The organism is Staphylococcus pragensis, from assembly GCF_004785665.1.
Classification (GTDB): domain Bacteria; phylum Bacillota; class Bacilli; order Staphylococcales; family Staphylococcaceae; genus Staphylococcus; species Staphylococcus pragensis.
Window position 1 is genome coordinate 47,416 of record NZ_SRPJ01000009.1, and the last position, 12,389, is coordinate 59,804.

General features: G+C 32.1%; 15 protein-coding genes and 1 riboswitch. Of the genes, 5 read left to right on the forward strand and 10 right to left on the reverse strand.

Translation table 11 applies throughout. The features are described from left to right. The 6 genes from E2558_RS11215 to E2558_RS11235 all read right to left on the reverse strand — a co-directional run bounded on the left by E2558_RS11215 (position 1) and on the right by E2558_RS11235 (position 2,157). Positions 1–873, reverse strand: coding sequence for a primase alpha helix C-terminal domain-containing protein (locus E2558_RS11215; protein WP_126564644.1), 873 nt, complete (start codon positions 871–873; stop codon positions 1–3). Between the two features lie 94 nt (positions 874–967). After that, positions 968–1,300 carry a hypothetical protein gene (locus E2558_RS11220; protein WP_126564643.1) on the reverse strand — a complete coding sequence of 111 codons (333 nt, stop codon included), beginning with the start codon at positions 1,298–1,300 and terminating at the stop codon, positions 968–970. Positions 1,301–1,303: 3 nt separating this feature from the next. Beyond that, positions 1,304–1,504 (reverse strand): TscA family type II toxin-antitoxin system antitoxin, encoded by a 201-nt coding sequence (locus E2558_RS11225; RefSeq protein WP_126564642.1) that lies wholly within the window; start codon positions 1,502–1,504, stop codon positions 1,304–1,306. Further along, positions 1,494–1,652: a hypothetical protein gene (locus E2558_RS12390; protein ID WP_168210252.1), complete on the reverse strand. Its 159-nt coding sequence runs from the start codon at positions 1,650–1,652 to the stop codon at positions 1,494–1,496. Before E2558_RS12390 ends, E2558_RS11225 begins: the two co-directional genes overlap by 11 nt. Positions 1,653–1,671: 19 nt before the next feature. Continuing rightward, a complete protein-coding gene (locus E2558_RS11230) occupies positions 1,672–1,944 on the reverse strand; it encodes a helix-turn-helix domain-containing protein (RefSeq protein WP_053026841.1) in 273 nt (90 codons plus the stop codon). A 3-nt stretch (positions 1,945–1,947) separates the two neighbouring features. Then, a complete protein-coding gene (locus tag E2558_RS11235; RefSeq protein WP_054105605.1) occupies positions 1,948–2,157 on the reverse strand; it encodes a helix-turn-helix domain-containing protein in 210 nt (69 codons plus the stop codon). 163 nt (positions 2,158–2,320) lie between these two features. Here E2558_RS11235 and E2558_RS11240 point away from each other — a divergent pair, with 163 nt between their 5' ends. The 3 genes from E2558_RS11240 (at position 2,321) to E2558_RS11250 (ending at position 5,312) form a co-directional block, all read left to right on the forward strand. Next, positions 2,321–3,025: a helix-turn-helix domain-containing protein gene (locus tag E2558_RS11240; RefSeq protein WP_126564641.1), complete on the forward strand. Its 705-nt coding sequence runs from the start codon at positions 2,321–2,323 to the stop codon at positions 3,023–3,025. A gap of 171 nt (positions 3,026–3,196) precedes the next feature. Next, entirely contained in the window at positions 3,197–3,364 is a 168-nt protein-coding gene (locus E2558_RS12395; RefSeq protein ID WP_168210253.1) for a hypothetical protein, read from the forward strand. Between the two features lie 733 nt (positions 3,365–4,097). Further along, positions 4,098–5,312 carry a tyrosine-type recombinase/integrase gene (locus E2558_RS11250; protein WP_126564639.1) on the forward strand — a complete coding sequence of 405 codons (1,215 nt, stop codon included), beginning with the start codon at positions 4,098–4,100 and terminating at the stop codon, positions 5,310–5,312. Between the two features lie 188 nt (positions 5,313–5,500). On the opposite strand, the gene guaA is transcribed toward E2558_RS11250, so the two are convergent. The 4 genes from guaA to xpt all read right to left on the reverse strand — a co-directional run bounded on the left by guaA (position 5,501) and on the right by xpt (position 10,566). Continuing rightward, complete coding sequence (gene guaA / locus E2558_RS11255) at positions 5,501–7,042, reverse strand: glutamine-hydrolyzing GMP synthase (protein ID WP_126564638.1); 1,542 nt, start codon at positions 7,040–7,042, stop codon at positions 5,501–5,503. A 173-nt stretch (positions 7,043–7,215) separates the two neighbouring features. Continuing rightward, entirely contained in the window at positions 7,216–8,682 is a 1,467-nt protein-coding gene (gene guaB / locus E2558_RS11260; RefSeq protein ID WP_126564637.1) for an IMP dehydrogenase, read from the reverse strand. Positions 8,683–8,719: 37 nt separating this feature from the next. Further along, a complete protein-coding gene (gene pbuX / locus E2558_RS11265) occupies positions 8,720–9,988 on the reverse strand; it encodes a xanthine permease PbuX (protein ID WP_126564636.1) in 1,269 nt (422 codons plus the stop codon). Next, entirely contained in the window at positions 9,985–10,566 is a 582-nt protein-coding gene (gene xpt / locus E2558_RS11270; protein WP_103297766.1) for a xanthine phosphoribosyltransferase, read from the reverse strand. The genes pbuX and xpt overlap by 4 nt, the downstream gene beginning before the upstream one ends. 256 nt (positions 10,567–10,822) lie before the next feature. Further along, positions 10,823–10,925: riboswitch (purine riboswitch) on the reverse strand. A gap of 212 nt (positions 10,926–11,137) precedes the next feature. On the opposite strand from xpt, the gene E2558_RS11275 reads away from it, so the two are divergent. Together E2558_RS11275 and E2558_RS11280 are read left to right on the forward strand one after the other, a co-directional pair. Continuing rightward, positions 11,138–11,545 (forward strand): general stress protein, encoded by a 408-nt coding sequence (locus E2558_RS11275; RefSeq protein WP_126564635.1) that lies wholly within the window; start codon positions 11,138–11,140, stop codon positions 11,543–11,545. A 161-nt stretch (positions 11,546–11,706) separates the two neighbouring features. Then, entirely contained in the window at positions 11,707–12,372 is a 666-nt protein-coding gene (locus E2558_RS11280) for a hypothetical protein (protein WP_126564634.1), read from the forward strand. The last annotated feature ends 17 nt before the right edge of the window (positions 12,373–12,389 follow it).

Here is a 12,389-nt window from a genome sequence, read left to right on the forward strand (position 1 = left end):
CTACTTGTTCTTACTATCTTTCTTCAAAATGCTTTTAAACGTACGATTAACTTCCTTTTGTTCAATTGGTGGCCTGCAAGTCATCGCCCATGCACTTACCAATCCGTAAACAAGATTAGCGTCTACATAACGACGCAATAGGTACCCTGTTAAAGAAGCTAATGTTTGGTTGCGTTCACCTTCACCTACTCCAAATGCAATTTCGCGCCAATATGAACTATCACGTTTATTAAATTGATTTGAATACTTCACTGTTACAGGTTCATCATTAACTACCATCTTGTTTAATTCTTCTTTTTTTATTGCTGGTGCGTCATTATATTTAAAAATGTAAATTGAATCCTTTGATTTTTTGACTGGTAACGCCATAGATTGTGATGGTACAAAACTAGATTCATCTACTGGATAACCAATATAACGTGCTAATCCATTTGAATATTTCCGATAGTCTGATGCACTCACTGGCTCATTTAAAGGTACTATAAGGCGAATACGAGGCTTTTCGGCAGTATATGAATACGTTGTATGAAATACCCAAGATACATGTTCCAATTTAGCTTTCAGCACTTCATATAGACCTCTAAAATCTTTGATTTCATCATAATCTAATGTGATTGCACTTCGGTTAATTAAAGTAGCATCACTACGATATTTACTAATGTTTTGATTGTCTTTTTCTATATCTTCAAAATCACCGTATACGCATAGGCCACGTTTATATTTATCTTCATTAATCATTGGTATTTGAAGCTTATTCAACCAATCTGACCAATTATATAAATCAAAACTACTACACGAATTTGAATACAAGTTTTTATATTGAACAATATGAATATTAAAGTTATTGTTTAACTTAACTTTTTGAAAATCCAATTTTTGACCTCCAATGTATTAAAACAAGAGCAAAGATGTTATAATACAAATGGAGTATTTTCTTATTGCTCTTGTATTTAATAAAATTTATATATTATGCGTTACTTTCGCTTTGGTCAGTTGGAAGTGACGCATTTTTTAATTCTTCTATTGCATTGTTATAGTGATGTTCCACTTGTTCAATCATTGAACTCACATCAGTAAAGATTGAATTGATTACTGCAAGATAAACAAAATGATTTTGAATGCTTTCATTTGCAGTATATGCTGCTACTTGATCGTTAGACGCAACTAGCATTTTTTTATATTCCTCAGCACGTTCCTTTTCATCTGCTACTAAGTTTCTGAGTGCGTTGAGTTTAGAAGTTAAATCTGCACTTATTACCCCATCTTTGATTTCATGAATTTGATATTTTAAATTTTTCATTTATTAATCCTCCCACTCAAAATTGTTTTCTATTTGCTGCATAACCCACTCACAGATGAATTGTAGTTGCTGTTCACGATTAAGTGTTTCTTTCCATTCTTGGTTGCCTTCTTCTACTATGTGAGTGTATTTTGTACGTTTATCTTTTAATGCATAATCAAGTGTTTTATAAATACTTTTTATTACTTCAATATTATTGTTCATTTACTACTCCTCCATTTTCTTCAATATTTAATGCAGCAACCACACTACCTAACATGTGAATAGCAAAAGCTACATGTATTCCTAATAGCCAACCACTAAGGAATGAGATTGCTGAAATTAATATTAATTTGAATATAAATTTAGCCATTTTAACACCTCCAACGTTTTTATAAATATTTTTTGTGTTTTGCTTTTAAATACTTTTCAAACTGTTCTACGTTCACAAGCGTTAGCGTGCTGCTAATGTCGATATACATATCTTCAATTCCTAAATTGTCATCTTCATAAGACTTTAGAAGTCGGTAGCAAGTTGAGTAACTAATGTTGAAAATTTCACAGATTAGTTTCGGCTTTGCATACTTAACTGGGAATACTATTTGTTTTTCTTCAAGTGCTGTATTCTGCTTAGTCGGTAAATCTTGCAGCTTTACATGTGGCATAGTTTAGGCCTCCTCTTTTTCTTTAATTCCAAAAAACTCATTAGGTGTAACTTTGAAATAGTCACACAACTTCATGACAATTTGCATATCTGGGCTTTTAGTTCTTTCATGATATAAACCATGAATTGTAGTTCTTGAAATTCCAGTTTCTTTGCTTAATTTCAAAGCACTAACTCTATCTCTACCCATTAACATGCTTAAATTGTTGTTCATATAAACACCACCTTTGTTAATGATAACTGTGTACTGTTAAAGAGTACAATATAAAGTTAACACCTTACATATATTATTGTCAATAGTTTTAAAAGGTTTGTTATAACTTATTTTTGTTTGTATTCAAATACAATGTGTTTTATTATAAAGTAGAGGTGAAAAAATGAAATTTTCAAAACTTTTAAAAGATATTAGATTAGAAGAGAATATTTCAGTAAATAATCTTTCAAAGCTATCTGGTGTATCAAATGCTTATATAAGTAAATTAGAAAATGACAAAAGAAATTTCCCTACCATAAGAACTTTATACTTATTATTAGCTGGTTTAAAAAACTCAAAATTTAATGATCAATCAAAGTCATCTGAAGAAATAAATGACGAAATTAAGAAAATTCTATATAAGTTTTTATCTGCTGAAGATAGTGAATTTGATAAAAAAGAATTTGAAAGTATCTATGAAAACTTCATTACTTTCTATGAAGATATGCATAAGAAAATTGACAATAAAGATGAGAAAAATAGAAAAAAGAACTTTTTTGAATATGAAGATAATGAAAATAAAAAACAATCTTTAAATTTAGAAAAACCTATAAATGATTTAGCTTTTCATCTAAATGATGATTTAAACGAAAAGTTTTTCAATGGTGTATTATTAGATGATTATGACAAAAATACGATAAATGAAATTCTTCATTCCTTTTTAATTAATAAACTAAATCGTGAAAAAGATTATTTAAGTGAAGATATTGAACAGTTACAAAAACAATTCAACGATTTCAGAAAAGACGCTATGCTAAATGAAAAACAATTAAACTTATTTGCCAATCATAACAGTATTCAATCTCTCAAAGAAAACGATAAAAAATAACTAAAAGAGGTTTACATATGATATGCATTTATTAATAAAAGTTAAACTTATCATTTAAGGTGATGGTTCTATCGAACAATGTCTAATACACCATAATATATATAAGAAAATAATAAATTTTGGGAGTCACATACTGGTATAAAAATCTTTAAATTAAAAAGGGGTTATATCATGAAAATTTTAAACTATAAAATAAATTATGAATATGATAGTGATTTATATACCGTTACTGCAAAAACAAATAATGGGAAAACTTTTACTTATACATTTTCAGAAAATCGTACGTTAAAAGAAATTAGATACACATTAGAAAAAGTTGCAAAACAACTAGATAAATAGTTACTAAAATTCTTTTCTTATCAACTACAATCATTCAAAAAGGAGTTTGTTATGCTAATATTTATCATAATTTTATTTTTAATTAGCATTATATTATATGGACTAAGTTTCTTTTTAGCACAAAACGAAGGTTTGTATTATAAGAAGAATTGTAGGACTATCTCGGTGCTTATATTAGCCATCGGAGTACTTTGTTTGATGGGCTATCTTATAAATTATATATCTTCAAACTATTTAGGAATTTAATATAGCATTACAATATTTGAATAACTACACTTGAACCATTAAGTGTTTATGAATTGGACTATTTTAATTAGCATCATCTTAATGGTTCTAAATATACGGGAGGCATAAAAAGTGATTTTCGTTATAAGCTTTCTTATGATTTTATGGTGCATATGCTTAATATTGTTCTTATATAACGTTTATATGTTTATAAAAACAGATGGTAGCATCATTACAAAAACTTATTCTACCTGGAGTATATTGTATGGTATATGTATAATAATCATCTTAATATTGCTATATAACTTTAAATAGAAGACGAAAATTTTATTAAGGAGAATATATTTGAGAATTTTAAATTGCAAAATAAAACTAAATAAAATTACTTTAGATGGAGTATAGTACTTAAATAAACATCTTCCTAATCGATTAGAACTCAATGTTAATAGAACAAATACTTAATACTAGGGTGTCTCACGTACTTTTTAAAATTTTTGGAGGTGATCATATGTGGCATGAGAAATTTACTAATAAGCATGGCGAAGTTAAATATCGCTATTATGAGAAGTACAAAGATCCACTCACTAACAAATGGCGACGTACTAGCGTTGTGCTTAATAAAAATGGTAAGCAATCACAGAAAGAGGCTCAGAAACGCTTAAATGAGCGTATAGAGGCAAAGTTAAATGACAAGACACCTACTACACTTAAGACGCTAACTTTTCATGCTGCATGTGCTGAGTGGTTTGAACGTTATAAATTAGTATCTGGATCTAAACAATCAACTATTACTACTAAAAGCTATAAAGTGGCTCACATCAAAAGAAATATTGATAAAGATATTCTTGTTAAGAATATGAATGCTGATGTTATACAAGATTTAATTAACTCCTCGTTAAAAGATGGATTAAGCCATAAATTAGTTAAAGATGATTTAAGTATTATTAAAAATATACTCCGTTTTGCTCAAAAGAAATATAACATCACTGATATATCATACATAGATAATGTTGTAATGCCTAAAAAAGCGACTACAAGAGAAGAAGTTAAAGCTAAACGTGAGAATTATTTAGAAATGACTGAAGTTCTAGCTATTGTTGAAGAATTAAAACGTATAGCAAATAAAAAGCGTGCTAGTTATATGAAAAGATCATACTTATTTACTGCTTACATAGTTGAATTTCAAGCATTAAATGGTATGAGAATTGGTGAACTCTTAGCAATTCAACCCGATAATATTGATTTTGAAAATAAGAAACTTGTTATAGATGGCACTATACACTGGCTCAAAGATGGTAACAAAATAGGTTTCAAAGATACCACAAAAACAGCATCATCTTACCGTACTATATCTTTAACTACTAGAAGTTGTGATATTTTACGTAAGGTTATGTTAGAGAATAAGAAAGCAGTTCAATGGGAAAATATGTATGTGGATAGGGGCTTTATTTTCACAAGTCATAGAGGCAATCCCTTACCTCTTACATCCATTAATAGAAACATACAACTAGCTACACAAAATATAGGGGTAGAAAAGCACGTGACAAGCCACACCATGCGTCACAGTCACATATCCTTATTATCACAATTAGGCGTGTCACTGCGTGCAATAATGGATCGTGTAGGGCATACAGACCATAAAACTACATTACAGATATACAGCCATGTTACTGAACAAATGGATAAAGATATGATGAATAAATTAGAAAAGGTAGGAAAATAGAAAGCGAATAAGAAACCTGAATCTACGGAGTGTACTTGAGGTCAACTGTTGCGACGGTTGACCTATTTTTTATGCCTAAATCTCAAAAACTTCCACCTTATGCCCTTATTCTGCCCTTTTTTCTCAATTCAAAGCATAAAAACAACCCTCTAACCATTGCGGTTAAAGGGTTTTGTCATTCGTATATTCTATTCCCACTCAATTGTGCTAGGTGGCTTAGAAGTAATATCATAGACAACGCGGTTAACGTGGTCTACTTCGTTTACGATACGACTAGAAATCTTTTGTAAGACTTCCCAATCGATACGCGCAAAGTCACTTGTCATACCGTCAATTGATGTTACTGCACGAATACCAATCGTATGATCATACGTACGGTAATCACCCATCACACCTACTGATTGAATGCCTGGTAACACTGTAAAGTATTGCCAAATCTCTCTTTCAAGACCTTCCTCACGGATAACTTCACGTAAAATCGCATCTGATTCACGCACGATTTCTAATTTATCTTCAGTAATTTCACCTAATACACGAATACCTAAACCTGGACCTGGGAATGGTTGTCTCCATACTAAATGTTCAGGAATGCCAAGTTCGATACCTAATGCACGTACTTCATCTTTAAATAATGTATTAATCGGTTCGATTAATTCAAACTCCATATCTTCTGGTAAACCACCAACATTATGGTGAGATTTAATCGTTTGTGCTGTTTTAGTACCTGATTCGATCACGTCAGTATAAAGTGTACCTTGTGCTAAGAAATCTACGTCTGTTAACTTAGCCGCTTCATCATCGAACACATACACAAATTCGTTACCGATAATCTTACGTTTTTGTTCAGGGTCAGAAACACCTTTTAATTTCTCCATAAAACGATCTTTAGCGTTCACACGAATGATATTCATATCGAAACCTTCGCCGAACTGCTCCATTACCATGTCTCCTTCACCTTTACGAAGTAAACCATGGTCTACAAAGATACATGTAAGTTGATCGCCTATTGCTTTATGCAATAACACAGCAACTACAGAAGAATCTACGCCTCCACTCATGGCACATAGCACTTTACGGTCTCCAACACGTTCACGAATCTTCTCAATTTCGATTTCGATAAAGTTTTCCATCGTCCATTCGCCTGTACAATTACAAACGCGACGTACGAAGTTTCTTAATAAGTCATTACCATATTCAGTGTGACGTACTTCTGGGTGGAATTGTACGCCATAAATACGACGTTCTTTATCTTCAATCGCTGCATAATTTGTACTTGGACTATCTGCAATCACTTCGAAACCTTCTGGAATTTCAATAACTTTATCCGAGTGACTCATCCATACCGTTTGTTCCTCTGGTAAACCGAAGAATAACTCATCAGATTTAGCATTAATGATTGCTTTACCATATTCACGCTCGTTTGCGCGTTCTACTTTTCCGCCTAAAAGTTTAGTCGTTAATTGCATACCGTAACAAATACCAAGCACAGGAATGCCTAGATTATAAATCTCAGGATCAATTGTAAATGAACCTTCCTCATAAACTGAATTAGGTCCGCCTGAAAGGATAATACCTTTAGGATTCATACGCTTGATTTCTTCGATAGAAATTTCATGATCATGCAATTCACTGTAAACGCCCATTTCACGAATACGACGCGTAATAAGTTGGTTATATTGACTACCGAAGTCTAAGACAAGAATCAACTCTTGCTCTTTAGCCATTTCCATAATTGTGAAGCTCCTTTTAATTGATTTTTATGTAAATAATAGAGAAACGCTTTCCCCCACGCGCGTTTTTTAGTTATTTTGAAAAATGAACAACCTATTTTACAGACGCATGAGAAGAGAAAAGCGTTCTCTTAATGTTATCTAACAAGACTACCTAGATATTTCACTTTAAACTAGAATGAATAGTTAGGTGATTCTTTAGTAATTTGTACATTATGTGGATGACTTTCTGCTAAACCAGCAGTACCCATACGTGTGAATTGTGCTTCTTCACGTAATGCTTTTAAGTCTGGTGAGCCAGTGTAACCCATACCAGCTCTTACGCCACCCATAAGTTGATAAATTGTATCTTGTAATGGTCCTTTATAAGCAGTACGTCCTTCGATACCTTCAGGAACAAATTTTCTTGGAGATTTATCTTCTTGGAAATAACGATCGTTTGAACCTTTTTCCATAGCACCTAAAGAACCCATACCACGATAAACTTTATATTGTCTACCTTGGAACACTTCAGTCGCACCTGGACTTTCTTCAGTACCAGCTAAAAGGCTACCTAACATTACTGCATGTCCACCAGCAGCTAATGCTTTGATAATATCACCAGAGAATTTAATACCGCCATCAGCGATAATAGCTTTACCGTGTTTACGTGCTTCAGTCGCACAATCATAGACAGCTGTAATTTGAGGCACACCTACACCTGCTACGACACGTGTTGTACAAATTGAACCAGGACCAATACCTACTTTAACTACGTCAGCGCCCGCTTCAAATAATGCGCGTGTCGCTTCAGCAGTAGCAACGTTACCTGCCACGATTGTAATTTCAGGATATTTTTCTTTCATTTTCTTAACTTGTTCGATTACGCCTTTAGAGTGTCCATGAGCAGTATCAATAATTAGAGCATCTACACCTGCTTCAACTAATTTTTGCGCACGAATTTCAGTATCTTTAGACGTACCGATAGCAGCCGCAGCTAATAGACGACCATGTGCATCTTTTGCTGCATGAGGGAATTCAAGTACTTTTTCAATATCTTTAATCGTAATTAAACCTTCTAAACGACCATTTTCCACTAAAGGTAATTTTTCGATTTTATGTTCTTGTAGAATCGCTTCTGCTTCATCTAATGTTGTACCAACTGGAGCTGTAATTAAATTTTCTTTTGTCATAACATCAGAAATCTTGATTGAAAAGTCTTCAATAAAGCGTAAATCACGATTCGTTATAATACCTACAAGTTTTCTTGATTCTTCATCACTAACAATAGGTACACCTGAAATACGATATTTACCCATTAATGCTTCTGCTTCATACACGCTTTCTTCTGGAGTTAAGAAGAATGGGTTTGTAATAACGCCATTTTCTGAACGTTTAACTTTTTGTACTTCATCAGCTTGCTCTTCAATACCCATATTTTTATGAATAACACCTAATCCACCTTGACGTGCCATAGCAATTGCCATTTTAGATTCAGTTACTGTATCCATCCCAGCTGAAATCACTGGAATATTTAATTTAATTCTATCTGATAATTCAACACTTAAATCAACATCGCTCGGTAATACGTCTGATGCAGCTGGAATTAATAAAACATCATCAAACGTTAATGATTCTTTAGCAAACTTATTTTCCCACATTTGTAATACAGCCTCCATTTTTGTATAGTTAGTCCTATTATTTCACATTTTCTTCGTTTTGTTTATATTTTATACCGTTAAAAAAGAAATTAAGAATGATTGCAGAAATTGCGCCTAATACAATACCGTTTTGAGTTAACCAAGCAAATTGCTCACCTAATGCTTTAAAAGCTTGAGGTACTGCACTTATACCCGTTCCTAAACCAACAGATACGGCAATAATTAATAAATTATTTTGATTTTTAAAATCAATATGACCTAAGATACTTACTCCATAAGCCATTACCATGCCAAACATAGCTATCATTGCGCCACCTAATACAGGTAAAGGAATGATATTAGCTAAGGCACCTAATTTAGGTATACAACCACAAATTAAGAGTAAAACCACCATGCCATAAATAATATTATTTTTCTTAGCACCTGATAAAGATACTAAGCCTACATTTTGAGAATAGGCAGTATAAGGAAACGAGTTAAAAATCGATCCTAAGATAATCGCTAGACCTTCCGCAGTGTAACCCTTACGGAAATCTTTGCGTTCAAGTTGTTTACCAGTAATCTCACTTAACGCATGATACACCCCTGTAGATTCTATCAAGCTGACAATAGCCACAATAGTGAACACTAATGTCGCTCCTAAATCAAATCCAAATCCTGAAAAACGGAATGGTCGAGGAATACCAAACCAATGTGCTTGGCCTACTTGATTAATATCTACTAATCCAAACACACTAGCTAAAATAGTACCTATCACTAAGCCGATAAGGATAGCAATAGATTTTAAAAAGCCAGTCGTAAATCGTTGTAATAAGAGAATGACGACTAACGTTACGCCACCTAAAATTAAATTTTTAGGATTGCCGTAATCTTTTGCACCTTCTCCTCCAGCTAAATAATTCATAGCTACAGGCATTAAATTAATACCTATAATCGTAACCACACTTCCTGTCACAACAGGAGGAAAGAATTTAACTAGATATGAAAAGAAAGGTGCAATAATAACTACTAAAATACCTGATAAAAATAATGAACCGTAAAGGACGCCTAATCCTTTAGTTTGTCCAATTAATATCATTGGTGCTACCGCTGTAAAAGTACAACCCAGAACAATAGGTAAACCTGTTCCAGTTACTTTATTCGCTTGTAAAAAAGTAGCGACCCCACACATAAAAATATCTACAGTGACTAAGTAAGCAATTTCTTCAGGTGTAAATTTAAGACTAGTTCCTACGATAATAGGTACTAGAATCGCCCCTGCATACATTGCCAATAAATGTTGAAGGCTTAAAATAAAATTTTTCATTCGTCGTCACCTAGTAAAGTAACTTTATTCCCTTTAAGAGAAGCCACTTTACATAATGAAGAAACTGTTAAACCTGCTTCTTCTAATCTTTGTCGTCCATCTTGGAAACTCTTTTCAACAACAATGCCCACACCTACTGTTTCAGCTTTGGCTTGTTGTGCAATATCATATAAACCTAAAGAGGCATCACCATTTGCTAAAAAGTCATCGATAATTAAGACTTTATCATTTTCACCTAAAAATTCTTCAGAAACGATAACCGTACTCGTCTTATTCTTAGTAAATGAGTGTATATCCGTACTATAAAATCCATCTTTCAACGTGCTTGGCTTGGCTTTTTTGGCAAATAAGCAAGGCACATCAAAATGTAGCGAAGCCATAATTGCTGGCGCGATACCTGATGCTTCAATCGTTAAAATTTTAGTAATACCTTTATCTTTAAATTGATCATAAAATGTTTTACCAACTTCGTGCATTAACTTAGCATCAATCTGATGATTAAGAAAACCATCAACCTTTAAAATCTTCTCATCAATTACGACGCCATCCTCTTTGACTTTCTGTCTAAGCGATTCCACTTTAAAACCTCCTCAAAATATATACAAAAAAACCCTAAAACTTTGAAAAAGTTTCAGGATCTATGAGTGAACAGACAATACATCGTAGGATAAACACTTAAATAGCGATTAGCTTAAATGTGTCAGTCTAAAAACACTTTAAAATATATTATTTGTTCAATCACATAGAGAAACTGTAGCTATACGCCTACCTCCAAAGTCAAACAATGCTATATGTAGTATTTCTAGATGACCATTTAATAAAGTCTTTCCTTAAATTATATTATTCTGTACTCATAGTCATGTCGTTTGTGGCAACATGGTAGATACTCCTAAAGCCATATTCTTTAGATTATATGAGTAATATAAATTATTATTGATAATAGCAAATTTTTACATTCTTTTCAATATTTGAAAATGAGATAAAGCCTTATATGATAGCATTTATAGATGTAAGCGTTTCATTAAATGATATCTACCTATATTTGTAAACTATTCTCATTTAATTATATAATTATTATAGATTAGTTTTATAAACATTCATTAGGGTATATTTTTATTAAAAGTAGGACGAAATTGGAGGGCGAGAAATATGCCAGATATTACAGTAGTAGATAATCAAGATGAAATTTATAACGTTATTGACAAGAAAAAAGCGGAAGGTTATTCAGAAAATGAATTGACTATTGTAAGTAAAAGTAAATTGCATTTAGACGACTTACATGATTCTCAAATTTCATTAGTAGCTACAAGTGGTTCATTCAGCGACCGTATGTCTAGATTACTTACAGGCGAAGACGGAGAAGAAGCAGTGTTGACTCGCTATAAATTATCTGAGGATCAATTAGATAAGTATAAAAAAGAAGTACTTAACGATAGAATTTTAGTTGTTGCTAATAAAGATAATAGTTCTCATGATGAAGTAGAAGAAAATAATTCTGCTTATGAAGAAGTTGATATCACACATTATGCAAATGAATCTAAAGGTCCAAAATCATAAAGCAATTTAAAAATTTAATTATTCATCACCGTAAAATAAACTTATATTTAAGTCTATTTTACGGTGTTTTTTAATTATCATTACTATTTTATGTTTTTCTTAATGATAGCCTACTTTACAAATGTGCTATACTAAAACAAAAAAATTGTGGGGGTGACATTATGAAATTTCATACTATCCAATCTTTTAACGATGACTATTTTAATAAGGCAGTAGATTTCTACAACAAACAGCTCGATATCGATTTTTATGAAGACAGCTCGATAGTTAAAAAATCTTTGCAAAATAACAAAACTGAAAATGACTATGCCGTCATTGTAGGTCTCGAAAAAGAAGAAGTAGTTAGCGTAGCGACTGCCCATTATGAAGCGACAACAAACTCGGCATTCCTAATTCATTTACTAGCTATCAATAATGCTAACCACGATGAAATGATATCGGAAACGCTTCAAGAAATTGAAATCCAATTAAACGAACTTTCTAATAAAGTTCATTCTAGAGATATTAATTTTATAATGGTCGAAGTCCCTAAAGAACCAAATAGTAATGGTCATGATAAAGAGTTATTAGAGAAACGTGTCAATTCGCTTCTAACTAATGGTTTTAAAAAGCAAAGTGAAATCGAATACTTACATCCAAACTATTCGAATGAAACTTCTCCATTTGAAGTTGATCTATTTATTAAATCAAATATTGAACTAACTAAGGATATTTACCCAGCAAGTGTTAAATCAAATTATATTCTTAAGTATGTCTTTGCAAATGGCATTTCTAGAGATATTATTTATCCACTCTTAGAACGTATGAATTTACGCCTTCCTTTATAAGAACACTTGAAATGAGC